The 24,425-nt window shown below is 66.3% G+C and carries 32 protein-coding genes; 21 read left to right on the top strand and 11 right to left on the bottom strand.

The window, feature by feature from the left end; genetic code table 11:
- Positions 1-30 precede the first annotated feature (30 nt).
- The 5 genes from ABD250_RS16540 to ABD250_RS16520 all read right to left on the bottom strand — a co-directional run bounded on the left by ABD250_RS16540 (position 31) and on the right by ABD250_RS16520 (position 4,180).
- On the bottom strand, positions 31-672 hold the full coding sequence (locus ABD250_RS16540) for a DUF6668 family protein (RefSeq protein ID WP_338404155.1): 642 nt from the start codon (positions 670-672) through the stop codon (positions 31-33).
- A 32-nt stretch (positions 673-704) separates the two neighbouring features.
- Positions 705-2,210: a cutinase family protein gene (locus ABD250_RS16535; protein WP_182658283.1), complete on the bottom strand. Its 1,506-nt coding sequence runs from the start codon at positions 2,208-2,210 to the stop codon at positions 705-707.
- Positions 2,211-2,386: 176 nt separating this feature from the next.
- Positions 2,387-3,130: a DUF8176 domain-containing protein gene (locus tag ABD250_RS16530; RefSeq protein ID WP_182658282.1), complete on the bottom strand. Its 744-nt coding sequence runs from the start codon at positions 3,128-3,130 to the stop codon at positions 2,387-2,389.
- Between the two features lie 30 nt (positions 3,131-3,160).
- Complete coding sequence (locus ABD250_RS16525; protein WP_095719243.1) at positions 3,161-3,493, bottom strand: hypothetical protein; 333 nt, start codon at positions 3,491-3,493, stop codon at positions 3,161-3,163.
- 48 nt (positions 3,494-3,541) lie between these two features.
- Positions 3,542-4,180: a hypothetical protein gene (locus tag ABD250_RS16520; protein ID WP_211310867.1), complete on the bottom strand. Its 639-nt coding sequence runs from the start codon at positions 4,178-4,180 to the stop codon at positions 3,542-3,544.
- Positions 4,181-4,302: 122 nt separating this feature from the next.
- On the opposite strand from ABD250_RS16520, the gene ABD250_RS18135 reads away from it, so the two are divergent.
- Positions 4,303-4,752, top strand: a complete 450-nt coding sequence (locus tag ABD250_RS18135; protein WP_081615145.1) for a helix-turn-helix domain-containing protein — start codon at positions 4,303-4,305, stop codon at positions 4,750-4,752.
- A gap of 57 nt (positions 4,753-4,809) precedes the next feature.
- Positions 4,810-5,388, top strand: coding sequence for a hypothetical protein (locus tag ABD250_RS16515; protein WP_146166392.1), 579 nt, complete (start codon positions 4,810-4,812; stop codon positions 5,386-5,388).
- A 278-nt stretch (positions 5,389-5,666) separates the two neighbouring features.
- On the opposite strand, the gene ABD250_RS16510 is transcribed toward ABD250_RS16515, so the two are convergent.
- The 5 genes from ABD250_RS16510 to ABD250_RS16490 all read right to left on the bottom strand — a co-directional run bounded on the left by ABD250_RS16510 (position 5,667) and on the right by ABD250_RS16490 (position 10,403).
- Positions 5,667-6,800: a hypothetical protein gene (locus tag ABD250_RS16510; protein ID WP_182659566.1), complete on the bottom strand. Its 1,134-nt coding sequence runs from the start codon at positions 6,798-6,800 to the stop codon at positions 5,667-5,669.
- Positions 6,793-7,209, bottom strand: a complete 417-nt coding sequence (locus ABD250_RS16505; protein WP_067715278.1) for a hypothetical protein — start codon at positions 7,207-7,209, stop codon at positions 6,793-6,795. Before ABD250_RS16505 ends, ABD250_RS16510 begins: the two co-directional genes overlap by 8 nt.
- 122 nt (positions 7,210-7,331) lie before the next feature.
- Positions 7,332-8,183, bottom strand: a complete 852-nt coding sequence (locus tag ABD250_RS16500) for a nucleoside hydrolase (protein WP_162845754.1) — start codon at positions 8,181-8,183, stop codon at positions 7,332-7,334.
- Positions 8,184-9,749: 1,566 nt separating this feature from the next.
- A complete protein-coding gene (locus ABD250_RS16495; protein ID WP_069388974.1) occupies positions 9,750-9,977 on the bottom strand; it encodes a hypothetical protein in 228 nt (75 codons plus the stop codon).
- A 168-nt stretch (positions 9,978-10,145) separates the two neighbouring features.
- On the bottom strand, positions 10,146-10,403 hold the full coding sequence (locus ABD250_RS16490; protein ID WP_268099998.1) for a hypothetical protein: 258 nt from the start codon (positions 10,401-10,403) through the stop codon (positions 10,146-10,148).
- 361 nt (positions 10,404-10,764) lie between these two features.
- Here ABD250_RS16490 and ABD250_RS16485 point away from each other — a divergent pair, with 361 nt between their 5' ends.
- The 17 genes from ABD250_RS16485 to ABD250_RS16405 all read left to right on the top strand — a co-directional run bounded on the left by ABD250_RS16485 (position 10,765) and on the right by ABD250_RS16405 (position 20,607).
- Positions 10,765-11,016, top strand: coding sequence for a glutaredoxin family protein (locus ABD250_RS16485; RefSeq protein WP_083249576.1), 252 nt, complete (start codon positions 10,765-10,767; stop codon positions 11,014-11,016).
- Between the two features lie 46 nt (positions 11,017-11,062).
- The gene (locus ABD250_RS16480; RefSeq protein ID WP_107749306.1) at positions 11,063-11,404 is read left to right on the top strand and encodes a hypothetical protein; all 342 of its coding nucleotides are present in this window, start codon (positions 11,063-11,065) and stop codon (positions 11,402-11,404) included.
- Between the two features lie 500 nt (positions 11,405-11,904).
- A complete protein-coding gene (locus ABD250_RS16475; RefSeq protein ID WP_182659567.1) occupies positions 11,905-12,447 on the top strand; it encodes a hypothetical protein in 543 nt (180 codons plus the stop codon).
- Positions 12,448-12,580: 133 nt separating this feature from the next.
- Positions 12,581-12,865 carry a hypothetical protein gene (locus ABD250_RS16470; protein ID WP_182659568.1) on the top strand — a complete coding sequence of 95 codons (285 nt, stop codon included), beginning with the start codon at positions 12,581-12,583 and terminating at the stop codon, positions 12,863-12,865.
- A gap of 112 nt (positions 12,866-12,977) precedes the next feature.
- Positions 12,978-14,399, top strand: a complete 1,422-nt coding sequence (locus tag ABD250_RS16465) for a ParB N-terminal domain-containing protein (RefSeq protein WP_182659569.1) — start codon at positions 12,978-12,980, stop codon at positions 14,397-14,399.
- A 425-nt stretch (positions 14,400-14,824) separates the two neighbouring features.
- Positions 14,825-15,067 carry a hypothetical protein gene (locus ABD250_RS16460; RefSeq protein WP_069388970.1) on the top strand — a complete coding sequence of 81 codons (243 nt, stop codon included), beginning with the start codon at positions 14,825-14,827 and terminating at the stop codon, positions 15,065-15,067.
- 161 nt (positions 15,068-15,228) lie between these two features.
- Positions 15,229-16,134, top strand: a complete 906-nt coding sequence (locus ABD250_RS16455; RefSeq protein ID WP_182659570.1) for an ArdC-like ssDNA-binding domain-containing protein — start codon at positions 15,229-15,231, stop codon at positions 16,132-16,134.
- Between the two features lie 175 nt (positions 16,135-16,309).
- Positions 16,310-17,104 (top strand): ParA family protein, encoded by a 795-nt coding sequence (locus ABD250_RS16450; protein WP_067715302.1) that lies wholly within the window; start codon positions 16,310-16,312, stop codon positions 17,102-17,104.
- A 4-nt stretch (positions 17,105-17,108) separates the two neighbouring features.
- Positions 17,109-17,435 carry a hypothetical protein gene (locus ABD250_RS16445; RefSeq protein WP_017836510.1) on the top strand — a complete coding sequence of 109 codons (327 nt, stop codon included), beginning with the start codon at positions 17,109-17,111 and terminating at the stop codon, positions 17,433-17,435.
- A 4-nt stretch (positions 17,436-17,439) separates the two neighbouring features.
- Entirely contained in the window at positions 17,440-17,718 is a 279-nt protein-coding gene (locus tag ABD250_RS16440) for a hypothetical protein (protein WP_182659571.1), read from the top strand.
- A 183-nt stretch (positions 17,719-17,901) separates the two neighbouring features.
- Positions 17,902-18,186 (top strand): hypothetical protein, encoded by a 285-nt coding sequence (locus tag ABD250_RS16435; RefSeq protein ID WP_156776066.1) that lies wholly within the window; start codon positions 17,902-17,904, stop codon positions 18,184-18,186.
- 414 nt (positions 18,187-18,600) lie between these two features.
- Complete coding sequence (locus tag ABD250_RS16430) at positions 18,601-18,783, top strand: hypothetical protein (protein WP_017838630.1); 183 nt, start codon at positions 18,601-18,603, stop codon at positions 18,781-18,783.
- A 61-nt stretch (positions 18,784-18,844) separates the two neighbouring features.
- Positions 18,845-19,078 carry a glutaredoxin-like protein NrdH gene (gene nrdH / locus ABD250_RS16425; RefSeq protein WP_017838629.1) on the top strand — a complete coding sequence of 78 codons (234 nt, stop codon included), beginning with the start codon at positions 18,845-18,847 and terminating at the stop codon, positions 19,076-19,078.
- Between the two features lie 39 nt (positions 19,079-19,117).
- Positions 19,118-19,693 carry a DnaB-like helicase N-terminal domain-containing protein gene (locus ABD250_RS16420; RefSeq protein WP_182659572.1) on the top strand — a complete coding sequence of 192 codons (576 nt, stop codon included), beginning with the start codon at positions 19,118-19,120 and terminating at the stop codon, positions 19,691-19,693.
- Entirely contained in the window at positions 19,690-19,878 is a 189-nt protein-coding gene (locus tag ABD250_RS16415; protein WP_182659573.1) for a hypothetical protein, read from the top strand. Before ABD250_RS16420 ends, ABD250_RS16415 begins: the two co-directional genes overlap by 4 nt.
- Positions 19,875-20,279, top strand: a complete 405-nt coding sequence (locus ABD250_RS16410; protein WP_344393352.1) for a helix-turn-helix transcriptional regulator — start codon at positions 19,875-19,877, stop codon at positions 20,277-20,279. Before ABD250_RS16415 ends, ABD250_RS16410 begins: the two co-directional genes overlap by 4 nt.
- Before the next feature lie 37 nt (positions 20,280-20,316).
- Entirely contained in the window at positions 20,317-20,607 is a 291-nt protein-coding gene (locus ABD250_RS16405) for a hypothetical protein (protein ID WP_182658270.1), read from the top strand.
- On the opposite strand, the gene ABD250_RS16400 is transcribed toward ABD250_RS16405, so the two are convergent.
- Complete coding sequence (locus ABD250_RS16400) at positions 20,582-21,322, bottom strand: SOS response-associated peptidase (RefSeq protein WP_182658269.1); 741 nt, start codon at positions 21,320-21,322, stop codon at positions 20,582-20,584. The genes ABD250_RS16405 and ABD250_RS16400 overlap by 26 nt on opposite strands.
- 173 nt (positions 21,323-21,495) lie before the next feature.
- Between ABD250_RS16400 and ABD250_RS16395 the strand changes: the two genes are divergently transcribed.
- A complete protein-coding gene (locus ABD250_RS16395) occupies positions 21,496-23,481 on the top strand; it encodes a DNA methyltransferase (RefSeq protein WP_182658268.1) in 1,986 nt (661 codons plus the stop codon).
- Positions 23,478-24,386 (top strand): DEAD/DEAH box helicase family protein, encoded by a 909-nt coding sequence (locus ABD250_RS16390; protein ID WP_241730564.1) that lies wholly within the window; start codon positions 23,478-23,480, stop codon positions 24,384-24,386. Before ABD250_RS16395 ends, ABD250_RS16390 begins: the two co-directional genes overlap by 4 nt.
- Positions 24,387-24,425 lie beyond the last annotated feature (39 nt).

Raw genomic sequence — 24,425 nt, 5'->3', positions numbered from 1 at the left:
GTGGTCTGGTGCCCACGGATGAGCTTGGGGTCAGGACTTTGTGGTGCGGCCGCGCCACCGCTCGGCGGCGGCGCCGAAGACCTCAGCAGCGGCGGTGGCCACCGACGGCGGGACCGCGTCGGTGGGTGCTGGTGGGCGGGCAAACCGCTTCACCACCGGGGCGGTGTAGTTGGGCGTCCACGTCGCCAGCTCGGGCGGTGTGGTGGTCAGCAGTTCGGGAATCCAGTCGATGTGCCAGCTCGCGCCCGCCGCAGCGGCGACGAGCTCGCGGCGGCGCGACAGCGACAGTGCCGGTTTGTCGGGGGTCGCCGCGACGGTCACAAGGCCCAGTAGTGAGCATCCGCCGACCGCCCCGGCCTGGTGTTGGAGACACAACCGGTGCGCGGCGTCCAGGCCCGCGGCGTGCATCCGAGCGACGACGACCACGAACGGCGCGGCATCAGCGGCGGGCCACCCACGCCGACTGTCCGCGGCAGGTGCCCACATCGACTCCAAGGTGGACACCCCGGCCCCGCCGTGAGCGCCCAGTAGCCAGATCACCGGCGCCCGCCCTGCCGGACGCGGCACTGGCGTATCCCACACCGGGGACCGGTCCCCTTCAGTGGGGGCCGCCAACCACCCCGGCACAGAATTTGACGACCGGTCGCTGGGAAGCTTGTGCGCGCTGGTCATGCTCGCCTCCTTGTCTTCGTCTGCCGCCCGGCTCACGCAGTCACAGAGGCCAGCGCCTCGGACAGGGCCGAGCGGTCGGCGGTCTGCGCAGACGCTGCGAGCTGCGCCAGCTGGTCTTCCCCGGCCCCGGATCGAACTAGCTCCCTGCGATCCAGACCAGTCGACGTGGACCCTGGCTGCTGGTTCACCGGCTCGAGGCCCCGCGAGATCGCGATGTCGTTGGCCGCCGCGATCGCCCACTGCTGGGTGATCGCGGCCGGGGACTGACCCGACGCCGAGAACGGGGTGCGGTCGTACATGCCGTGTGCGTCGATCGCGTTCCAGGTCTGGGTCTCGGTGGCCATTTCCACCAGACCCGTGGTGTCGGTGACCGTGTGCTCGATCTCCCCGACCACTCGCCGCAGCCCCGAATCCACCGTCGCCGGAGTGATGACCTCCGCCGCGGACACTGCGAGCTGGCCGACCAGCACCGCCGCTCCGGCTGCTGGATTCGCAGCCCCCGCCAACGCGATCTGCGCAATGTTCTGCGGCGTCAGCGTCTTCTTGGCCACGGTGATGGACGCCGCCAGCGCCATGCCGGCGAGCTTGGTCCCGGCCTCCACCAGCATCGCGGTCGGATCGGTTGGGGTCTGGATCTGAGTGGGGTCGCTATACCGCGCCATCCGAGACAGCGTCGTGTTGCCCCGGCTGGCCGGGGCAATCGTGAAACCGCTGCCCTCGGAGTACTCCACGTCCTCCGCGATGGTCTCTGCCGCCGTGAACAGCACCGATTGACCAGTCACCTGGGCCACATTCACCAATGCCTGCACCGGATCTCCCCCGGTTTCGCTCTGCCCGGCGATGTTCGCCACGACCTGAAACAGGTCCGAATCCGGCGGGGTATCGCAGGCCAGATCCCCCGGGACACAGAACGACGCGACACGATCGGCCACCGCACCGAAATCCGGGGCGGAGGTGTTGGGCGAGATCCCGCGCCCCTCAGGGGTCGGCACCCCCTGGCCGAGGCTGATCGACGACACCGCGGTTCCCTCAGTTCCCGGGACCACTCCCGGACTGGTGCGGGTCGGGCCCTCCTGGAACACCGGCGCCCCCTGCGCGCGGGTGGGATCACTCATCAGCGCCGCCCCGGCGAACTGCTCCGGATCGACCGGTCCGGAACCGGCCCCGATGTCTCGAGCAATCGCCGAAGCGACCTGAGCGCCCTGGCTATAGCCCGAGACGAAGATCTTGGTCTCAGGGCACCGCTCGATCGTCTCCTTGATGAGCCTCTTGCCGTTCTCGATCCCGACCGTGACGCTCTCGGCATAGCTCGACTGGTCCTCCGACGGAACAAACCCGCCGAACGACGCCGGATACGGCACGTACGTGCGGCTCATCCGCGTCTCGCCGTCAGCGTTTGCCGCCCGCACGGTGGGACTGACCACCCGGGCCATCCAACCGGTGTCTGCGTCGGTCTCGGAGTTCTTCGACGACTCCGTCGTCCCGTTCACCGCAACGAGCTGCACCAAGGGGCACTCGTCGCCTTCGGGAAGTTCCACCTGCGAGGTCCCACCAGCCGACGACGGTACGGATACCGTCGAGGTCAGCGGGCTGGTTGTGGTGCTGGTCGGAGTGGTGGTCGACGTACTTTGGGCGTGAACCGCCCCGGATTGCATGACTGCCACCAACGAGGACGCAGTGACCACGGCGCCGATTCTGGCTGCATTCCTCGACTTCATTCCCGGGCTCCTTCGGAGTGCTCTTCGATCGACACGATTTGGACCTTGCCGTCTGTGCGGGTGGTCTTTACGCGCTGGTTGTAGGTGGTTTCTGTGCCATCGGGTGCGGTCTCGGTCAGCTCGACCAACGCCGCATCGTCGCCGTCGCTCGCGACCCGAAGGCAGTGCGTTGTACCCCGGGCCACGGAGTCGATGCCCTCCTGGAGCGCATCAAGATCGGTGATCTGGGAGTCCTTTGCCAACAGCGGCTTCATCTCGTCGGCGTCTCTCGCGACGTAGTAGGCGTGTTGGAAGGCCAGTACGACACCGGCAACCGACTTTTGATCGCCTTTGCCGTTGCCCGAGACGGCGGTGGCCGACTCGGAGGTCTCACACTCCGACTCGGCCACCGCCCCGCCCTCGCCTGCCACCGCAGTCGGCGGAAGCTTCAACGTCGGAGAGGCCGACGTCTCCGGACCCGACAGCAGGGAGGACATCACCCAGGCGCCGGCGCCGATTACCACCAGCACTGCCGCGATGACGCCTACGAACAGCAATCTGACGCGCCCCCGGTTGTCGGCCCGACCTGGCGTGGTCTGGTCGGCAGCCGGGATCGGGTCGGGTAGGTCGAACCACTGCTCGTCAGTGGAGGAAGGGCCGGTGGGGACTGCCTCCAGATGACGGGCCTCCTCCCGATCGTCAGCAGAATCTGACGGCTCTACGCCTGAGAACCACTCGGGCTGATCGTCGTCTGCACTCACCACTAGCCCCTCTCCCCTGCTCGATGTCGGTCAGTTGAAGTGGACCGGCGGGACGCCCGGGATGGCCAGGCCGTTGATCGACCCGGCGGCCGCGTCCTTGGCGTTGTTCATGCCGTCGTGGAACGCGTTCTCGACGCCCGTTGCAGCATGGGGGTTGCTCGCCACCGCGCCGCCCAGGCCGAGCGCTGCCGACCCTCCGCCGGCGGCGACACCGGTGCCGACGATTCCTGCGGGAACTGCCCATGCGGGCGCGGTGGCAACCGCCGCGGCGGCACCGGCCACGGCGGGTGCCGCAGACGCGGCCGCGGCCGGGATGGCGGTGTTAGCGATCATTCCGGCGATGAGGAGCGAGATCGGATCCATGGTGGTTCTCCTTCGGTGTGTGAGTGAGCACTGGCGGTCGGTCGACCGTCAGCCGATGTGGAGCTGCTTGGGGGCGATGGGGGCCTGGGGCGTCACCGCGCCACGGCCGCCCAGGTCGATCGTGAGTCCCGGTGCGGGGGCCGGGGCCTGCTGGACCGGCGCAGGAGCGGGCGCCGGAGCTGGCGCTGGAGCGGGTGCCTGACGGACCGGTGCCGGGGCCTGCTGCACGGGTGCCTGACGCACCGGTGCCGGGGCCTGCTGCACGGGCACCTGACGCACCGGAGCTGGAGCCTGCTGCACGGGCGCGACCGCCGGCGCCGGCGCCTCCGCCTGCTGGACCGCGGGAGCCTCCGGGGTGGCAGCCTCCGATGCTCGCTCTCGACGAGGGTCGGGATTGTCTTCCTTCTTCGCCTTCTTGACCTCGGTGGCGGCGGAAATGCCGGCTTGCTGCGCCACCGGCTTCGCCCGCGCTGTTGCGGGAGCGGGTGTCGCACGAGCCGTGGCCCGAGTGGTCGACGCCTGACCCTCCACGACCCCGGCCTGAGCCGTCGTCGCCTTCGCTGGCTTCTGAGCCTCGGTGACACCTGCCTGCGTGCCGGCCAGGGCGAGGGTGACGCCTCCGAACGCGACAATCGCTGCGGTGGTTCCGATGAGCGCTCCCCTGAGCGCGGTCCGAGAATGGTGCATGGCCTACCCCTGTCGCCGTTTTATAGTGACACCCTAACCCCTCCGGGGCGCATGTCAACGTCACTATAGGACGCAACCGTAAAGTCGTGGGGAAACATCAGGACGGCGACGGAGGAGTGCACATGGGAAGGGCCTCAGCCCATGCCTTCTCCCCCGAGGTTCTTGTCGATTTGCGTCGCAGTGCGGGTCTTTCGCAGGCTGCGCTGGGTGATGCACTGGGGGTGAGTTCGGGCTCAGTCCGTGCTTGGGAGCGGGGTCGGAAGATCCCTCAGGCGGATATGTTGGGCCGGTTGGCAGAACTGTTGAGTGCGGCGCTCTCGAGCACCGTTACCGTTGCCGACCTGGTCGACATTCCCGATACCGGCAGAACTCTCGCTGACTGGCGTGTGCTCCGAGCCTTGACCCAAGGTGAAGCCGCGCGACGCGCTGGCCTCTCCACCTCGCATTATGGGGCGATTGAGCGTGGAGACAGCCCCTTGGCGGCGCATAGTGTTCCCCATCTCGCTGATGCTCTGGGAATCACCCCGGACGAGGTCATCGCTGCCGCAGGTGAGGGCGGGCAGGGCGGTTAACTGCTTTTGGGCCTGTCCACAACGAACTTGACAGGTGTCCGGCCTAGGCTTGTGGACATGACAGCTCGACTTGCCGACGCGGTACGGAAGAGGCGCGCCGAGCTCTCGCTCAACCTGATTCAAGTCCGGGACCGGGGCGGCCCGCGGGCGCCCATCATGGTGAGAATCGAACGCGGAGACACCGAGGTGATAACCCCCGAGATCCTCGACGCTCTTGACCGGTCGCTGGAGTGGACGATCGGTAGCGCTGCGAGCACTCTTGAAGGAGGCACTCCCACTCCCCGAGAGACGGCGGAAGTGCAGTTTGCACCGTCGGGGGTCACGATCTCCCACGGCGAGGTCGCTGCTCTCACCGCCGCCACATTCCGGTTACAGCAGCTTTCCAGTGACCGCGCCCAGGATTCCGACCTGGTCGAGGCTATCGAGGACCTCGCCCAGGCTGTGGCCCCGCTATATGGTCAGTTCATCACGGAGTTACTGGCCGCGAATACCCACGGACTTGGTAGCGATATTGTCGTTGACGCAGTAGCTCCGCTGCTGGCCGAGCGTGCGGACTCCGAACTCGACGAAGGCGCTGCGCTGCGTAGATGGCTGGCGATGCCGGACGCCAAACGTGATCGCGGGGAGGACGCATGACGCAAGCGGACCGACTTCAGCAACTCATGTGTGTATGGCGTGACCCCTCTGGCGGGATCCGCACCGTCGAGGAAATTGCTGCGCACACGCCACCGACGGTTGGCGTTACTCCCGAGCTGTTGGGAGACGTTCTCGCGGGGAAGACAGTGCTCACCGAAGCCCAATGCGAGGCTGTCGCTGCGTTCTTCAAGGTCCCCGGTCGCTACCTCAGCGATGGGGACGAGAATATTCATGAGCAGCTGGAGCTGCTCAGGCACCTGGTGAATGCAGGTGCAAGGTCAGTCCGACTGCGGGGCAAACCGGTCGACACCACGCGAAAAGCCCTTCTCGCTGCCGTGTCCCGCCGTGTGTCGTAGTTGCTTGGCTCGCTGCCACTGCACCGACAGCTCCCCCGCCTGGCCGACGGCGTCGACGGCAAGCAGACCCTCGTCACCGAGGTGGTCTGTTCGCCTGTCGCGCTGCATCGCCGCGTCCTGAATTGCGAGTGCGAGGACCAGTGCCGGAGGTTCGGCGCTTACTTTGCGAGCTGCGCGCATATGACGGTCGTTCACCAGGGGCGCCAGATGAGCAAGAGCGTCGACGCTCTCCACGATGGCTCGGAGGCGCTGCTCCTTGCCGCGCAGACTCCACGGATCACTGAGAGCCACCTCAGGGCACGCCGTTCTCAGGTCCAGCCACATAGCCGTCATCGGATCGACCCAGCTATCTTCCGCTCCACGGTTGGCCACCAGTGCCGAAATGACGGCACCAATTGTCAGAAGAACTGCGAAGACGACCCCATTTGGTACACCGCGGCCGTCTAGGAGACTGTGATCATCTCGAAGAGCGCTGAACCCCACGGCCACAAACACGGTGAAGTTGTCGATGACCAGGAAGGCGTAGACCAGCGTCACCACCGCGCCGACTAGCCGCGACCGGCTTAGTCCCCAGGAGCCGATGAGCTGTTTGACCAGCAGAAACAATCCGACCAACGTGGGAAGACAGAAGATGGCGAAGTACCACAACGCCCAGCCGCTTGGAGCAGACTCCATTTGGTCACCGGCGCGTGGGGCTACAGCGGCAGTGATGACCAGTAGCACCGTCAGCCCGCCGCTAATGGCGTAGAGGACAGGCACCAGCCGTGGGTGTTTGACGTCGCCCTGCGTGGCAAACCAGAGCAAGATCACGCCAGCCACCGCCACGAGGCACGCTCCATGAATTAGTGCGCGCAGGATCGCTGCCCCAAGGAGCGGTTCAACGACGTCGTAGATCGGGCCCACCTTCAATGTCAGGGCCACAGCCCCCGCGGCCAGTGATTCGGTTATTCGCCGGGGTGCTCCACCGCTGCGTGCCGTGTACACCCGCCACAAGATCGCCGCCCAGGTGATCGCAAGTAGCGTGAAATCGAGCCAGGCTGGCAGCAGATTACGCATGGTTATCCACCCCAAAGGCGCGCCATAGCTCCCGCCCACCAGACGTTTCCTGGGCTTGGCGCAACTGCCTCTCGACCTCGATCCCGGTGGTCATACGCGCAAGGATGAGTGTGCCGAGGAACTCCGCTTCGTACTCCTCTAGCGAAGAGTGGTTCTCGCGTTTAAGCAGGCGGTGAACCTCGCTCAAGTCCAGATCCGGAAAGTACGCGTCCATTCCGTGGGCCGCGTCCGGCGTGGCGAGGTCTCCCCGATGCCCCAGGAGCAGGTGGGCGATCTCGTGGGCCGTCACGGCGTCTTGGTGCCACTGCGGTGTGCCGGCACCAAGAATGATGTGGTCCGCAGAATCGAACTGGACCAGCAGGCCGCACGCCTCCGTACTCAGCGCTCCCTCCATCTGCTCGACTGTCACGGGTCTCCCCCGCTGTCGAGAGATCTCCCCCAGCAAGGACTCTCGAGTCCACGGCCGCGCGCAGCGAATGCCGCGCAGTGCCCGCCGCGCTCGACGACGAGCCATGAACAGCTCGCGTCTGTTCATGCCAGCGCTTTCGATACGGCGGACCGAACGACCCCAGCACAGGACTCATCGGCTGGAACCGTCAGCATCCGGTGATCGCCCCCTGGCGTTCCCCACATTGAGGAGCCGACGAAGGTGGGGGTCACCCACTCCCATTTCCCCAACTCAGATCCGACCGCAGCAAGAGCGGCAATCGTGTCGTAAGCCGACGGAGACCACACCTGCCGCCCTGCCCGCTGCGCACAATGCCACCCGTAGGCCTCGTGAATCGACCGCTGAAAGCGCCCGCTGGCCGTGGTCGAACCGAACTCCGACTCTCTGAGCCATATGTGCTCCCCAGCGTTGATCGTCACCCAATCCACGCCGAGATTCTCGACGACCCATGTACTCGCGGCAATGTCTACCTCCGAGTTGGGATCTCGGCCCGGGTCCGACTCTCCGACGATGCCGGCGCCACCGACAGCAACAATGCGCGGGCTCGATTGCGGCTTTGCCGCAGCTAGATTGGTCATCGGACCTAGACAGAGCAGGACATCCTCCGACCCCGCCGATTCGCAGAACTCGAGGATCGCCTTGGGCGCGGCGTGCGGATCGCCTGGTCGATCCGGCCTTGAACCGTGGCCGCCCAGCCCATCAGGGCCGTGGACCAGGCGGGGCGTGAAGGTGGGACCCGGCACAGGACCGGCAATCACCGGTATATGGTGTCGCATCACCGCGAGCACGTCGGCAACATTCTTCGCCGCTTGCACGGCTGAGGTGTTCCCCGAAGTCGTGGTCACGCCGATGATCTCGACCTCGGGACGGCTCACCAGCACGGCCAGGGCCAGGGCGTCGTCAACGCCGCAGTCAGTGTCAATGAAGATTCGCACCCAAGCAGGGTATGCGAGAAACGCCGACACCGGTTTATAGTGTCGCCATGGCCATCAGCGGCGTGTCGTCCGCCATAACAGTTACAGATACCGGTAGGAATGCGGTCATGGCACAGCCACACAAGGGTGATCGACGACTCGTCGGTACGCGTCTCGCGCGCGACGTCCACGATGAGGTTCAGCGTCGGGCTGCCGACGCTGGCACATCGGTATCCCAGTACGTCGCAGATGTCCTGGCCGCGCACGTCGGCCGGACTGACGAGATCCGAGAGACCCCCGCTGATGCCCTGTTCCCACGCCACCAATTAGAGGAGCCGCCGCTCGCAGACATCGCTTAGCGCACAGAACACGCGCACACGATCAACTGCATAGCGCACCCACACAAAAGCGATCGCCCCCCGGAGGCAACCGAAGGGCGATCTTGAGAGTGTGACCGGAAAGAGTTACCAGCTCGAACCGGTTTTTGGTGCCCCACCTGAAAGGCAGAACTGCGTGCGAAGCTGTTCTGAGGGTAGCTCACACCCTGTGGACGTGTCCAGCACCGCCGCGCCGGAACTCGTCTCGACTGAGCCAGACCCTCCAACCACCATTACCGTCGTCGATACTGCGGCCCTCGCGGAGCTCGCAGCTCTCCTGGCGGACTCAACCGTCCGCGCATGGGCTCTCGCTCCGACCCAGGGCGACAACCAAGCGATCCAGGTCGGTAGCGGCAACGCCGACCAGCTCGTGCGCCGCGCTCGCCTCGGCACTGAAGCCGCAACATGGGCCATCGTCGCCCAGCCACGTCCAGAGCTGGTCGCCCTCGACATCGACGAGTGCGCCGAACTAGTAGTCCCCGAGATTCGTCAGGCGGCTGCGGATACTGCGACCGTGGTCGTCGCCGCGGTCGCCTCCGGGCGCGACGACTGTCTCCACCTCTGGTGTATTCCGGCGACCAGGCACGGCCGCGACGAGCTCCTGCGACGTGTCGCTCTCATCCGTGAGCACCATCGGCTGCCGGCCGCGGCGATCGACCACCGTGAGGGCAAGGCCATTCGACTGCCGGGCAGCGTAAGCCTCAAACCCGAGGGGCGTCCCGCGCAGCTCGTCGACCTCGAGACCGGGAAAGCGACTGACGTTCGCACGGTAATCCGAGCTGTCCAGGCATCGCTTCCTCGCGACGCGCGGGGATCCGCGCCACAGCGGCTGCGTCGTCGACAGCCGGCTCCCTCAGCCATTCCCCTGCCGTTGCCGGTTGACGACGGCACGCGCCTGGTGACCGAAGCACCTCGAGCGTGGCGCCGGCGCGCACAGTTCACGCCCGAGGATTGGGCGATCCTCAACGACGACACCCGCCGCGACCGGTCAGCGGCCGCCACGGACGCCGCGTGGGTTCTTTGGCGTCACGGCATCCGCTCGGCGACCGCCGCGCTGTGGTGGTACCAGCGCACTGCTGCTTTCGGGAAGTTTCGTCAACGTGACGAGGTGTCCCGCCGGGACGACCGGACTTCTGACTGGTCCGCCTGTCGGCAGCACTGGGCTGCGATCGCTCGGCGTGCGCGAGCATTCCGCCCTGAGATCCCCGAGTCAGACCGCCGCACCCTCGACGCAGCACGCGAGGAGATCCGCTGGTGGGGTGATGCCGACCTCCAGGCAGCTGCCGCCGTGGTCATCGACCGGTTCAGCGACGGGTACGGACTGGCGAGCCGGCCGATCGCTCGCCGAGATCTGCAGCTCGCACTCCACCTGTCCGACGGCGCAGCGTCCGACAGGCTCGCGGCCCTGGTTAAGCGAGGGCTGCTTGTCGTGAGCCACCCGTGGAGCTCCACCACCCCGCGGGAAGCCACCCGGTATGACCTCGCGGTCCCCGCGACCACTTACCGGGGGGAAACCGACCATGACGTCACAAGCCCTGCGGTGCCCTTGCAGCACCCCCTCTGGGGACTCCTCCGCCACACCAGCCGGCGAACCCTCCTCACCCTGCTACGCCACCCCGCCTCCCCCACCCGCCAACTCGCTGCTCTCCTGGGCCTCCCTCCCGGGGACGCCACCCACGGGGTCCTCCACCTCCTCCGGCAGCTCGAGGACGCCGGGCTCGCTACCCGGGCGGGCACCGGCCGCGGAACGCTCTGGTCCGCCGCCTCCACTCTGGACCTGGACGCCGCGTCCCGTCGTACAGGTGCGCTGACGAGGGCCCAGGAGCTGGCCGCCCGCATCTGCGGTGAGCGCGCCTGCTGGCACGCCGAGAGCCACGCAGAGACAGCGCGGACTCTCCGCGGGCTCCACGTTCTTCGCGCACGTCTCACTCACGCTGAGGCTCGCGGGCAGCGCCCTCGCCCACACCCTGCTCCGCGGCACCGCACCCATCCTCGTCCTCCTCGTCGAGCAGCCCCCCGCGGTCGCCACTCCCCTCCGGTGGGCCCGACCGCCGCGACGCCAGCGCGAGAGCGCCGGCCTAGCCACGCCCCTCGGTCTGCTCCCCCACTGTGATGTCACCAGCGTCCACTGACTCCGAGCGGTCGTACTCTTGCCCCATGCACACGGCCTCTCCTGAACTGTCCGAGTGCCGCACTACGACTACGTCGGGGGTGCTGTCCCAGCCATGACCGGCTTGCTCGTCACGCTCTACGGACGCGAGTCCTGTCCGCCGTGCATAAGGACCAAAAAGCTCCTGGATCAAGCCGGTGTTGCGTTCTTGTACGTGGACATCGACGAAGACCCGGACGCACTCGAGGGACTCACCGAGCAGGACTGGGTGACCGCCCTGCCAGTCATCATCACCCCAGAACTCCAGTGGTGCGGCTACCGGCCTGAACACATCAGGACAATCACCACCAGGTACGGGCCCAGCTAAGCTGAGTCGCAGACGAACAGTCACCCCACACTCGAAAGGACCAGCCATGGTCATCGACGGCAACGTCATCGAAATCGGCACCCTCAACCAGCTCAAATCCGGCAGCAGCGTGCTCACCATCAAAGTGCGACACCGCGCCTACAACCCCACCGCCCGCACCTTCACCGGCGAGGTCGTCTACGACGTCGAGCTACGCAAACAACTCGCCGAGAACGCCCACACCAGCCTCACCATCGGCGACGACGTCATCATCGACGCCGACGAACACGACCTGGCCGCCACCATCTACACCGACAGCCACGGCCAGAACCACCCCCAACTCAGCGGCGCCAAAGCCCGCAACATCGGCATCAGCATCCGATCCGAAGCACTGCCCGTCACCACCTAAGAGCACTATCTGCCCGGCCGCCGCGGGTCGACTGGGGCCAGCTCCCGCGTGCAACACCGCCCGCAGACTCCCGAGGCGTAGATCCCTGGCCGTGGACGCCGGCACTGCCCGGTGGTGGGGCGAACCGGTGGGTGGCCCTCTTTCCCTGCCACTGCGAGTCTTTGTGTTCCGCTCCCTGCGTCAAGGTCGGCGCCGGCTTCGCCGTCGCCCGGCCGGCCACGACCAATCTGCGACGCGCTCGCTGCGCTCGCTTATTTCGCCGCAGATTCCCCGCGTCCGTCCGGGTGCCCTCTCTTGACTCCGGTTCGCGGCCCACACGATCGGCAGGTGTCAGGGAAAGGGGGGCCCTGCGCGAACGGCACAGCCGAGGCGGTGGCGCGAAAAACCCGCAGGTGAGAGCACATTAACGCGCCATAGACGTACCATACACGCATGATGCGTGTACACTAGAAGCAGAGCAGGCCACAAGGCCACTCACCCCGAACCCGAAAGGAGCGACCATGCTCACGTCGCCCACGTTCACCGTCCCCGGCGCCGAGGGGATCGCCGCCGCCTACGCCGAGATGCGCCACTACGGCGTCACCCCGCTCGTGGCCAGTGACTGGCTCACCGAGCAGATCGAGGCCACCGCCCACCAGGACATCGCCCAGCAGGTCGACCGCAACCACGGCGCACCCGCCGAGCGCCCCGTCACCGTCGACGCTCGCGTCCGCCGCGAGATCGACCGCGCCATCAACGTCGCCGTCGCCGTCTACAACCGCCAGCGCAGCCGCGTAACCAACCTCGACCAGATCGCCACCGAGGCAGGAGCCGCAGCGATCAACCGCGCCGCAGTCGCCCGCCAGGCCCGCACCAACGACACCGACCGCGCAACCCTCATCGAACCCCGGGTCGATACCGTTCAGGTCACGCCGCATATGGCCGTGCACTACGTCGCCGCAGTCCTCACCATCGGCCCCCGCGCCCGCGCGATCTCCGCACGGTTCACCAGCAACGGCAAGAACGGCGTCCGCCTCACCCACTTCGACGTCCTGATGCCCTAACCGGCCGCTGGAGGGGGTCGCCCGCCTGGCGACCCCCTCCAGCGCATTTCACACCCCACCCCTCCCCCACAACACCCGCGCCCAGGTGTCCACCGAAGCCGCCGACGCCCACGAACCGTGCCACTCTGGCCGCATGACCACCGCCGAACCACTGCGCTCGACCAACCTGCGCGAACTCATGCGCGACACCGTCAACCTCGCCCGTGCCGGAGAACACCGCGCCCGCCGCGTCACCATCGGCCCCCGAAGCGGAATCGTCACCCCCCACCACTCACCCGACGGCGAGCTCGACGCCGCAGACCTCGCCGCCCAAGTGTGGGCGATCGGACACGACGAACCCTCCGACACCGGCACCTACACCGAGGGCTACTACACCCACCAAGGAGTCCCCCACATCGTCTACGCCCCAGCGCCATAACCGCAGGTGAAAGCACATTAACGCACCTCAGACGTACCATACACGCATGGCGCGTGTATACTAGAAGCAGAGCAGCCACAAGGCCGCTCACCCCGTACCCGAAAGGACCACCGTGGACACCACGATGAACCTCATCCACGTCAGCCCCTCCGAGCTGACCCTCGTCTCGAACATCCGCGACGCCAAAGCCTCCGACGACCTGGTCGCCAGCGTCCGCGAACACGGCCTCCTTGAGCCGATCAACGCCTACCGCGACGACAACAACGACCTGGTCGTCAAGCACGGCCACCGCCGCACCCTCGCCGCCGTGGCTGCCGAACTCGACCAGGTCCCCGTCATCGTCACCTCTGCCCCGGCAGACGACCTAGACGGCAAGACTGACCTGATCGCGGCCCAGTGGGACGAGAACCAGCAGCGACAGAACCTCACCACCCGCGAGCAGGCCGAGACCATCGCCCAGCTCGCCGCCTTTGGCATCTCCCCCGCCCAGATCAGCAAGCGCCTGCGCGTCGACCGCTCCACCGTCGACGCGGCCACCACCATGCCCGACACCGACACTCTCGACCGCTACGACCTGACCATCACCCAAGCCGCCGTCGTTGCCGAGTTCGCCGACGATGACCGCGCCGTCGACAGCCTCGTCCGTGCCGCCGCCACCGGCCAGTTCGAGCACCAGGCCGCTCGCCTGCGTCAGCAGCGGCAGATCGCCGCCGCCCTGGCCGAGGCCCGCGCCCAGTGGGAGACCAAGGGTGTGCCCGTCCTCGAGGGCTGGCCCGCCTACGACTCCAAGGGCGAGTGGGTCGACAGGCTGGTCGACGTCGAGACCGGTGAGAAGGTCACCATCGACCCCGACAACCCTGGCGACCACCTCGCCGTCCGGCTTGATGCCGACTTCACCACCGTCCTCACGGCCACCGGGGAGCCGGTCGACCCGTACGAGATCTACGAGGACGACGAGGAGGACCGGCCCGAGGACGCGATCATCCGGAGCCAGGTCCACGAAGCGCTGGTAGTCCAGGCCCGCTGGTACTGCGACGACCTCGCCGCCCGAGGGTGGAAAACCCCGTGGAGCACCGCGTCCCAGGGCGAACCGACTGAGGAAGAGCGCGAGCAGAAGCGGGCCGAACGACGCGACGTCATCGCCGCAAACAAGGCGTGGCTTGCCGCCGAGCAGGTCCGCCGCGACTGGCTCAAGACCTTCTGCGCCCGCAAGGCCGCGCCGAAGAACAGCGCCGCGTTCGTCGCCGCCACCATTACCACCAGCCCGCACCTGCTCTCCGCGGACCGACTGCGAGGCGAGCGCGAGACCTACCTGACGGTCCCGGACACCGAGGCGATGACCACCGCTAAAGCCACCATGACCAGCCTGGCCATGTGCCTGATCGCCCACGAGGTCAACACCCACAAGGGCTCCTGGCGACACATCGACCGCCGCACTGTGGCCTACCTCCGGTTCATCGAGGACCAGGGCTACGCCCTGTCCCCCGTCGAGCGCCGCGCCTGCGGCGACCACGTCGACACCGACGAGCTGTAAGACCCCTCCCGATGCCGGGCTACCGTCCAAGCGACGGTGGCCCGGCCTCTGGGTGGGCACTGGTGGGCGGCCCTCTTTCCCTGCCACCGCGATTGTGCGTGCTCCACTTCCGGGGTCAAGGTCGGCGCCGGCTTCGCCGTCGCCCGGCCGGCCACGACCAATCCGCCCCGCGCTGCGCTTATTTCGGGGCGGATTCGTCGCAGCAGTCCGGGTGCCCTCTCTTGACCCCGTTCGCTGCGCACGAAAATCGGCAGGTGTCAGGGAAAGGGGGACACTGCGCGAATGGCACAGCCGAGGCGGTGGCGCGAAAAACCCGCAGGTGAGAGCACATTAACGCACCATAGACGTACCATACACGCATGACGCGTGTACAATAGAAGACAGAGCCGGGACCACCCGCTCACCCCGCACCCGAAAGGACCACCATGACCAAGCCAGGCACCCTGCTCGAGACCTTCGATCTCGAGGTCCCGGACGAGGGCCGCACTATCGCGGCCGAAATCCGGCTCGTGACCAATCCCGACGGCACCGAAGTGCTGTGGCACTACGAGAACGGCCGCGCCGCGTTCGTCCACCCCGCCCGCCGCTGCACCAACTGCGCCGAGGTCATCACCTCCGGCCAGAGCGGCAGCCGCTGCACCGGGTGCACCGACCAGCTGCACCTCTAGCCATAGTCCCCGGCCCGCCAATCGGCGGGCCGGGCCCGGCGGACCCGCAGCAGGTGAGAGCACATTAACGCACCATAGACGTACCATGCACGCATGATGCGTGTACAATAGAAGACAGAGCCGGGACCACCCGCTCACCTCGCACCCGAAAGGAGCCAGCCATGGCCCGCAAGACCTACACCCCGCAGCAGAAAGAGGCCGCCCGCGCGGCCCGCGCCGAGAAGGTCGAGCAGATGCACGACGAGCTGTCCGCCGCCGTCGACGCCCTCATGCAGTCCGGCCAGTGGCTCAGGTGGCTGGACTTCCTCGGATCGTTCCACCGCTACAGCTTCAACAACACGATGCTGATCCAGGTGCAGTGTCCGCACGCGACCCAGGTCGCCGGATTCAAGGCGTGGCAGGCCAAGGGCCGCCAGGTCCGCAAAGGTGAGAAGGGGATCCGGATCTTCGGCAAGCCGTTCCGCCTCGTCTCCGAGACCGACGAGGCCACCGGAGAGACCACCCGCAAGGCCATTAAGTGCCCACCGCCCGTGGTCAGCGTGTTCGACATCTCCCAGACCGACCCCATCGAGGGAGTCGAGCAGCTCACCGCCCCCGTCGCCCAGCTCCAGGGCGACGACCACGCCGCCCTCTACGAGCGCATCAGCGAGTGGATGACCGGCCAGGGCTGGACCGTCACCCGCGAGCAGATCCCCGGCGAGTCCAACGGCTACTGCACCGTCGACGGAACCCGCCGCATCGTCGTAGACGCGGACCTGTCCGACGCCCACGCCGCCAAGACTGCCATCCACGAGGCCGCGCACGCGATCTTGCACACCGACGAAGAGGGCAAGCTCACCAACGAGCCCGACCAGGCCACCCGCGAACTCGAGGCCGAATCCGTCGCCTACGTCGTGGCCGCACTGCACGACCTCGACACGAGCGATTACAGCGTCGGCTACCTCGCCAGCTGGAGCGGGGGACAGGCCGACACCATCAAGGCCACCGCCGTCCGGGTCCAGGAGGCCGTCCACCTCATCGCCGACGCCCTCACCGACGAAGACCAGGACGAGGAGGCCGCCGGCTAGGCCGGCGGGGCGGTCGGGCGTGGCGCCGCTCCGCTAAGCACCACGCCCCCCCGCCGGCCACCCATCCCGCACATCACCCACGACACGCCCCGCACCCAAGCATCACACGTGCGACATACCCGCACCATGCGCCGATATACTCGCACCATGCACGCATAACGAAGGGAAAGCACCAATGACCACGGTCATCGCGATCGCCAACCACAAGGGCGGCGTCGGCAAGACCACCACCGCCCTCATGCTCGCCCACACCGCCGTCGCAGGCGGCAAGCGCGTCCTAGTCATCGACCACGACGCCCAAGGGGGAGTAGCCCTGCGCATCCTCGGAAACCGCGACCCCGACGGACACACCCTCGCCGACATCTACGCCCGCACCCCAGGCGTCACCCTCGCCGGCGCCACCCACACCACCCGCCGCCCCGGCCTGGACATCGTCCCCTCCGGCCGCGGCAAACTCGCCGCAGCCCTGCAGGCGCTCGGGGGAGTGGCCCCCGGAAAAGTCCTACACAAAGCCCTCGACACCGTCCGCGACAACTACGACCTCGTCATCATCGACTGCGACCGCGGCCTGTCCCTGGGAACCATCAACGCCCTCTACTCAGCCGACCGGGTCCTCCTGGTCACCGAACCCGAAAACGACTCCTTCAACGGCATCAGCGACACCGGCGAGCTCGTCGACGAGATCAACGAAGACCTCCGCCCCAGCCGGCCCCTGCCCGACCCCGACATCCTCATCAACCTGCGCGACACCACCCGCACCGCCACCCACGGCCGCGTCGCCACCGAGATCCGCGACTGGGCCACCCAATCCGGCTACACCGTCCACCCCCACGACATCCCACGCCGCGCCTTCATCGCCGAAGCCGCCGCCAACGGTCAAGGACTCGACGAGCTCCGCGACATCGCCGCCGTCACCGTCCGCGACAGCTTCCACGAGCTGCTCACCACCCTGACCGCCGAAAGGACCTGAACCCATGGCCGCCACACCGCCCGTCCGCAAGCGCAAGACCACCGACAGCCTCGTCGCCCAAGCCGCAGCAGGGGAGGGCACCCCACGGCCGGCCGACGCCCCCGAATACCGCAACTGGAACATGCGCCTGCCAGCCGACCTGGTCGAACGCATCTGGGGCACCTGCGAAGCCCTCGACAAGGACGAGGACCTGCCCAGCGCCGTCGCCTTCACCGTCCGCGCCTTCGAGGAGCTGCTCGACCGCCTCGACGCCGAATACAACGACGGCAAGCCCTACCACTCCGACACCAGCCCCTTCCGCGCCGGCGGCCGCACCACCTACAAGAGGTAGACCCATGCACATCGTCACCATCACCACGACCACCCCCACCGGCCAACTCCTCCACCAGGACACCCTGGCCACCACCGGCAGCCACGCCGAAGCCCTCGACCTCGCCGCACACCACGCCGCAGCCACCACCATCGACATCCACGCCGCCAACACCGGCCAACATCACGCTCATCTCATCGCCCTCGGCGACGAACCCCACGCCGTCATCGCACCCCGCATCACCCCAACCGGACGCACCGACCTCCTCGCCACCCTCCGAGCAACCCGCACCCTCACCCACTAAGAGCACTATCTTCCGCACCGCCGCGAGTCGACTGGGGCCAGCTCCCGCGTGCAACACCGCCTGGTGACTCCCGCGACGTAGCCCCCAACGCGGCAACCGGGTCGAGATCCACCACGGGGGCTTCCGTCGCGCGATGCCAAATGGCCCTGGCGTGAAAACGCAGCACACGCATAGTATTGGTCCGTGACTGTCAGGCTCTGCGTTCTGCTGTGGCCGTACCCCGGCCGGGAGGACGCCCTTCGCCTCTACGAGGACGAAGTCCTTCCGCTTATCGCCGATCACGGCGGAAGACTCTGTTCGCGCGATCAAGTCGAACGCCAAGCAACTACCGATCCGATCGAGATTCAACGAATCGACTTCCCAAGCGCCAACGCCCTCAAAGCATTCATGGCCGACCCTCGCCGCCTGCAGCTCGAGTCACAACGCGCGAACTCGATTGCACGGTCAGACGTTCTGCGGCTGGCTTAGCAAGCCCCACCCGACGGGCGGGGGCAAGACCTTCCACCACGGGTAGTCGGTGGTCAGCCCTCTTTCCCTGCCACTGCGAGTCTTGGTGCTCCACTACCGGTGTCAAGGTCGGCGTCGGCTTCGCCGCCGCCCGGTCGTCGGCAAACAATCTGCCCCGCGCTGCGCTTATTTCGGGGCAGATTCTTCACCGCCGCCCGGGTGCCCTTCCTTGACTCCGTTCGCTACACACCAGATCGGCAGGTGTCAGGGAAAGGGGGGCCATGCGCGAACGGCACAGCCGAGGCGGTGGCGCGAAAAACCCGCAGGTGAGAGCACATTAACGCGCCATAGACGTACCATACACGCATGATGCGTGTACACTAGAAGCAGAGCAGGCCACAAGGCCACTCACCCCGAACCCGAAAGGAGCCAGCCATGGCCCGCATCACCTACTCCGTCACCGCGACCGAGCCCTGGGAGGCCGCCGCCACGCTCGCCACAGTCCTCGACCTCTCGGTCAACCCGCTCACCGTTCACGAGGACCGGGTCACCGTCGTCGCCGACGAAGACGACACCGAGATCGTCGGCACCATCCGCCGCGCGATCTACGCCGCCTGACCCACAACCCCCGCCCATCGCCGCGAGGCAGACGGACACCACGACCGAAAGGACCACCGCCATGGCCATCACCGTGTACACCAAGCCCCAGTGCGTGCAGTGCGGCGCCACCATCAAGGCGCTCGAGAAGGCCGGCCTGGACTACGAGCTCGTCGACATCACCACCGACACCGAAGCCCGCGACTACGTCATGGCTCTCGGCCACCTCCAGGCCCCCGTAGTCGTCGCCGGCACCGACCACTGGGCCGGATTCCGACCCGACCGCATCAAGGACCTCGGCCGCACCGCCGCCTGAATCACCCGCCAGTAGGGGAGGGGACACACAATGCACACCATGACCGCCGAGGACCCGCTGGCCACCGCCGACCCGGTCGACGTCGACGACCTCGCCGCCACCGACGACGCACCCACCGTCCCCGAACTCGACCCCGAAGCCGCACTCCTCTGCGCCCTGCTGCACACCAACGACATCACCGAAGCTCGCCACATCACCCGCCACCTCGAGGCAAGCGACTTCCTCAACCCCCGATACGGCGACCTTTTCCAGGTCATTGCCGACCTCATCGCGGCAAGCGAACCCCACCACGCCCCGCGAGTGCTCGCCGCACTCACCAACGCCGGCCGCATGGCCGGCCACCACGGACGGCTCCTCGCCGACGCCCTCCAGGTCGTCGCACTACTCGGAACCCCCGCCATCGGAGTGCGCACCCTCGCGGCCGACGTCCTCGACGCCGCCTACCGCCGCCGATTCGCCCGCACCGCCGCTGAGCTGACCCGTGCCAGCACCGAAGCGCCCACCGACGACCTCTTCGAGATCCTCCTTGACCAAGGCCGCGCCATGCGCCGCGAAACCACGCGCCGCGCCGACCTCACCGACGGACCGACCAGTGGGGGAGAGGGGGAGGCATGACGTTCATTGTCGGGACAGGCCCCACCGAGCTGCACGCCCACATCGACCTCGACCACCGCATCACCGCCACCATCCAGCCTGGGACGACTCCGGCCGTCCCCGTCCTCGACGTCACCTGCAGCGACGGACACTGGGCCGTCCTGGCCACCCTCAACACCGACACCACAGACAAGGAGCCCCGGTGACCCCAGACGAAGCCCGATCACTCGGCCGCGCCATCCGCGCTGCACGCATGGCGGCCGGACTCACCCAGCTCAAACTGGCCGTGGCCATCGGAGTGAAATCCCCCTGGATCAGCGCCTGGGAACGCGGCCAATCCCAACCCACCGCCTACCGACAGGCCACGCCGCCCGCCGTCATCAGCCGGGACCAGCTCACCGCAATCGCCGACGCCTTGGACTGCACCATCGAATCCATCGCCAACCGAGCCGCACTGTCTGCCGCCACTCGAGTCCTCTACGGGCTCGAACCACTCGGCCCCGCCCGCACCATCGTCGGGGGCCAACGGTTTGATCTCACCGATGCCGAGGCCGACCGCGTCACCGACTTCATCACCGGACTCATCGCCGCAAGGGACCTGCACTAACCGACCCTTGTCGGAGGCGACACCTAGGGTGCGCCACATGGACGAACTGCTGGGCCCACTGCGCCGAGCAGCCGAGCAAGCAGGCGAAGACCAGTTCCTCGAACTCCTACGGTGGCACCTCGTCGTGGCCGGCCTCCCAGATGTCGACCCCACCAAGCAGGGCGCCTACCGAGACGCCATCACCGAGCTGGGGGAGGCGCGCACAATCGAGCTACTGCGCGACCTGCGCAGACTCGCCCGCAACCCCCGCCGCTATCGCAACGGCGCCGACGGCAAACCTCGATACCGCCAGGGGCGAACCGTCAGCGATCACCACCACCGCGAGTAACCGCCTCGATCAGGCCGGCATCGCGGCGGTCCAAGGTACGGACGTTGTTGACCGCCCGTGACACTGGACGGGTTCGAAGAGTCGACGCCACCGCCCGCGACTCGACGTCCAGCAGATCCAGCACGTCTCCTACCTGGTCCTTCTCGAGCTTCTCCGGGGCCAACCAGGTGTCCCACGAGGCAGGGGTCACAAAGACCGGCATGCGGTCGTGCACCTCGCCAGCCGCATCCTCACCCGTCCGCGTGATGATCGTGAACGTCGTCCGCCACTGCTCATCACCGTCCTGGCGGTGGAAGGCCAACAGCCCCGCAGCGAGCAGCAGCTCGTCACCCGGGGCATGCACATAGCTGGGGTTCTTGACCTTCTTCCCGGCCTCGAGAGCTTCCTGCCACTCGTAGTACCCGGTCATCGGAACCAGGGCCCGCGCAGAGGCGAACGCCGAACGAAACATGCCATTGGTCGCAGCAGTCTCCAGCCGGGCGTTAATCGGCCGCGGACCCTTTTCCTTCGCCCACGACGGACGCAACCCCCACGTAGGCATAAACGCCTCACTCACCCGCTGTTCGCCGATCAGACGATCCCGGATCACCGGCGCCCGCGTGCGAGGAGCAACCGAGTAGGCCGGCTCCCACTCGAACCCCGGTTCCGTCCCGTCCAGGTCAAGAACATCGACCAAGGCGGCGCCAGACACCGCTACCGAGTACCGACCACACATGCTGTGACACTAACAGTGATCGCAAGAGAGGACGCTCTGACCAGCACTTATGACCACAAGCTATGGCAACAAGACCCTGCTAGTCACTCGTGCGCTAGGCCAGCGATGAGCAGGCCGCTACGACCTCATAGGCTTCTTGCGTATTAGTTGGCCAGGGCACGGCAGGGAGCAATGTGAGCGACGAATCGAACGTGCTGGATCAGTTGGTTTCCCGCGTCGAGGACGAGACGCTGCGAGCCCGACTCGCTCACGAGGTCGACCTCCTACGTGGATCTCGTCGCTTCGGCCTCGTCTTCGATAGGCACCTGCCCGAGTCCGTTCGTCTGCCCGACCATCCCATCCGTAAGGGGATTCGCGTCGCGTTGCGCGATGAATCGTCTTCTGAAACCTGGGTCGTAGACAGCTTCACCGACCGCACACGCGAAATCGCTGCCCTCAGCGGCGACGGTGGTGAGCGACATACTTCCGAGCTGATTGTGGTCCGCGAGTTCGGCGAGCCGGTTTACCCGGGCCTCCGGTCAGTCGAGCGCATAGAACGCGGGTCCGCTGATGCACCATGTCATGTCGTCATCAACGGCGAGAACTTTCACGCTCTGCAAGCACTGCGGTCCACGCACCGTGGAAATGTAGATCTGATCTACATCGACCCGCCCTACAACACCGGAAATGGCAGCTGGATATATAACGATCGATATGTTGACCAGAACGACCGTGCCAAGTCGTCGAAGTGGTTGTCATTCATGGAACGTCGTCTTCTGATCGCTCGCGACCTCCTGAAACCCACAGGCGTAATCATTGTGTCGATCGGTGACGACGAACATCACCGATTGAGAATGCTTCTGGATCAAGTGCTTGGCGACCAGAACTTCATTGTCAACATCTCTTGGCAAGGCGGCGTTTCCGCGTTGAGCAAGCATCATGGCGGCGGCCTCGACTACATGTTGGTCTACGGTCGAGACGCCAGCAAAGTGGGCCAGTTCCTCGACCCGAAGCCTCTCGCACCCGAGATGTTGCGGGTGGCGCGTGAGGCCGTTCAGGCGGGGAAGTCCGCAGAGGAAGCGCAGCAAACACTGCGCAAGTTCATTCGTACTGAGGGCAAGGATCTACCGCCTGGCGTTCGCCGGTTCAACCGGGTTGACGATGAAGGTGAAGTCTTCTTGGAGGGCGACCTCGCAAACTCGCTTTATCGACCGAACCTCAGGTATGTACTTACAGATCCTGTGACAGGTCGCGAGTATCAACCGCCCAAGAACGGATGGTCCGTAGGCCGCGAAATGATGGCCGAACTAATCGCGGACGGACGCATCATTTTCGACGGCGACCGTATCCCGACCAGAAAGCGCCTGCTCCGAGAACAGATGCACTCGTTGCCGAGCCCCTCCTTCTACCGCGACCGCCGCACTGGAACAAACCGCCTCGCAGCTCTGTTGGGCGACAAGCGCTTTCCCTTTCCCAAGGACCATGAGGTGCTCATGCGCTGGTTCCGCATGGCAGCTCCCAAGGATGCCGTCATTCTCGACTACTTCGGTGGGTCTGGCACTACGACTGAAGCTGCCATGCAGCTAAATGCCGAAGATGGTGGCACCCGCCAATCGATCCTCGTAACCAACAACGAGGTTGGCGTGGCCGAAGCCAAGAAGCTCCGAAAGTCCGGGCTCCACCCGGGGGACGCCAAGTGGGAGGCTTCCGGAGTCTTTGAGTACGTCTGCCGACCTCGTATATCTACCGTGGTCACCGGCAAGCGCCCCGATGGTTCGAAGTACTCGGACGGGCTGCTCGCTAACGTCGAGATGTTCGACCTCACTTATCTCGATCCCGGCATGGTTCGCCGTGGCCACGAGTTCGAATCCGTGGCCCCCCTAATGTGGCTCGAAGGAGGCGCCCGCGGTCCCCGCATTGACGAGATTCCCGACGAAGGGTGGGCGTTGACTGATTCGTACGGCGTTCTGTTCGACGTCGACACGCTGACGGCGTTCGCCGAGGCGGTTACGAACGCCGCGACCACCGGCACCCCGCCGTCGGTCGTTTTCGTTATCACCGATTCCGATGCCGAGTATCAACAGGCCGTCGAGCGGCTCCCAGTCGGGATCGACACTGTCCAGCTCTACGAGGACTACTTGTCGAACTACACCATCAACGTCACCGGTGGTGTGCGATGAAGTTCACTCTGGAGCCGTACCAGAGCACTGCGGTCGAATCGGTGCTCACCAACCTAGCCAAGGCCCGAGCCGGCTACCTCGACGATCGAGAGCGCACCGCTGTCGGTCTGACGGCACCTACTGGGGCTGGCAAGACTGTGATCGCTACAGCGGTGCTCGAGGGGATTTACAAGGGCACGCCTTCGCGAACTCCGAACCCGAACATGACAGTTCTGTGGATTACCGACGACCGTTCGCTCAACGCGCAGACGATCTCAAAGATCACCCAGGCTTCAGGCGGATCAATCGACATCAACCGTATTCGCCTAATCAGCGAGGTTGACCACCGCACGCTTGAACCTGGTCACATCTATTTCGTCCACATCCAGGCAATGCAAAAGAACTCCACGTTGCACGCCGTCCGACCAGACGGCACCCAAAACGACAAGCGCACCCATGGCGCCTGGGACATGATCGCCAACACCGTCCGAGAACGCGGCGAAGACTTCCTGGTCATTTGGGACGAGGCGCATCGTGGATCGGGTACTAAGAACACCGACCGTAAATCGATCGCCGGCACCATCGTTGGCGGCGGCATCACGAACATCGGCACTTTCCAGCCGCCAGCACCGGTAGTGCTCGGCATCTCGGCGACGCCAGATAGATTCCACGCTGCCATGCAGGCCGCGGACCGCACCATGCGGCTGGTCGAGGTTAAGGCTGGGGACGTTCGCGAATCGGGCCTGCTCAAGGACCGCATCCTGCTGCGCAGTCTCGGCGAGTCGCAATCTGCCGACAACACGATGCTCGCCCTGGCAGTCGAGGACCTAAAGTCCTCCGATGAGGCGTGGCGTATCCACCACGAGAGCACTGGCGATCGACCGGTCGAGCCCTTGCTAGCCCCGCTGATTCACGGGCCGGTGTGACTGCTGCTGTCGGGTGACGGCGGGCTTGTTTTCGCGTAA

It is taken from the genome of Dietzia cercidiphylli, assembly GCF_039531545.1.
In the GTDB taxonomy this organism is placed as follows: domain Bacteria; phylum Actinomycetota; class Actinomycetes; order Mycobacteriales; family Mycobacteriaceae; genus Dietzia; species Dietzia natronolimnaea.
The sequence above is the reverse complement of the archived record's forward strand: the minus strand, read 5'-3'. Positions and strand labels throughout refer to the sequence as shown.

What these genes read in the sequence shown, in the direction of transcription:
- ABD250_RS16540 (WP_338404155.1), bottom strand. Translation starts at nt 672, where the DNA reads ATGACCAGCGCGCACAAGCTTCCCAGCGACCGGTCGTCAAATTCTGTG.
- ABD250_RS16525 (WP_095719243.1), bottom strand. Translation starts at nt 3,493, where the DNA reads ATGGATCCGATCTCGCTCCTCATCGCCGGAATGATCGCTAACACCGCC.
- ABD250_RS16520 (WP_211310867.1), bottom strand. Translation starts at nt 4,180, where the DNA reads ATGCACCATTCTCGGACCGCGCTCAGGGGAGCGCTCATCGGAACCACC.
- ABD250_RS18135 (WP_081615145.1), top strand. Translation starts at nt 4,303, where the DNA reads ATGGGAAGGGCCTCAGCCCATGCCTTCTCCCCCGAGGTTCTTGTCGAT.
- ABD250_RS16515 (WP_146166392.1), top strand. Translation starts at nt 4,810, where the DNA reads ATGACAGCTCGACTTGCCGACGCGGTACGGAAGAGGCGCGCCGAGCTC.
- ABD250_RS16510 (WP_182659566.1), bottom strand. Translation starts at nt 6,800, where the DNA reads ATGCGTAATCTGCTGCCAGCCTGGCTCGATTTCACGCTACTTGCGATC.
- ABD250_RS16485 (WP_083249576.1), top strand. Translation starts at nt 10,765, where the DNA reads ATGACCGGCTTGCTCGTCACGCTCTACGGACGCGAGTCCTGTCCGCCG.
- ABD250_RS16480 (WP_107749306.1), top strand. Translation starts at nt 11,063, where the DNA reads ATGGTCATCGACGGCAACGTCATCGAAATCGGCACCCTCAACCAGCTC.
- ABD250_RS16475 (WP_182659567.1), top strand. Translation starts at nt 11,905, where the DNA reads ATGCTCACGTCGCCCACGTTCACCGTCCCCGGCGCCGAGGGGATCGCC.
- ABD250_RS16470 (WP_182659568.1), top strand. Translation starts at nt 12,581, where the DNA reads ATGACCACCGCCGAACCACTGCGCTCGACCAACCTGCGCGAACTCATG.
- ABD250_RS16460 (WP_069388970.1), top strand. Translation starts at nt 14,825, where the DNA reads ATGACCAAGCCAGGCACCCTGCTCGAGACCTTCGATCTCGAGGTCCCG.
- ABD250_RS16455 (WP_182659570.1), top strand. Translation starts at nt 15,229, where the DNA reads ATGGCCCGCAAGACCTACACCCCGCAGCAGAAAGAGGCCGCCCGCGCG.
- ABD250_RS16450 (WP_067715302.1), top strand. Translation starts at nt 16,310, where the DNA reads ATGACCACGGTCATCGCGATCGCCAACCACAAGGGCGGCGTCGGCAAG.
- ABD250_RS16445 (WP_017836510.1), top strand. Translation starts at nt 17,109, where the DNA reads ATGGCCGCCACACCGCCCGTCCGCAAGCGCAAGACCACCGACAGCCTC.
- ABD250_RS16440 (WP_182659571.1), top strand. Translation starts at nt 17,440, where the DNA reads ATGCACATCGTCACCATCACCACGACCACCCCCACCGGCCAACTCCTC.
- ABD250_RS16430 (WP_017838630.1), top strand. Translation starts at nt 18,601, where the DNA reads ATGGCCCGCATCACCTACTCCGTCACCGCGACCGAGCCCTGGGAGGCC.
- nrdH (WP_017838629.1), top strand. Translation starts at nt 18,845, where the DNA reads ATGGCCATCACCGTGTACACCAAGCCCCAGTGCGTGCAGTGCGGCGCC.
- ABD250_RS16420 (WP_182659572.1), top strand. Translation starts at nt 19,118, where the DNA reads ATGACCGCCGAGGACCCGCTGGCCACCGCCGACCCGGTCGACGTCGAC.
- ABD250_RS16415 (WP_182659573.1), top strand. Translation starts at nt 19,690, where the DNA reads ATGACGTTCATTGTCGGGACAGGCCCCACCGAGCTGCACGCCCACATC.
- ABD250_RS16405 (WP_182658270.1), top strand. Translation starts at nt 20,317, where the DNA reads ATGGACGAACTGCTGGGCCCACTGCGCCGAGCAGCCGAGCAAGCAGGC.
- ABD250_RS16400 (WP_182658269.1), bottom strand. Translation starts at nt 21,322, where the DNA reads ATGTGTGGTCGGTACTCGGTAGCGGTGTCTGGCGCCGCCTTGGTCGAT.
- ABD250_RS16390 (WP_241730564.1), top strand. Translation starts at nt 23,478, where the DNA reads ATGAAGTTCACTCTGGAGCCGTACCAGAGCACTGCGGTCGAATCGGTG.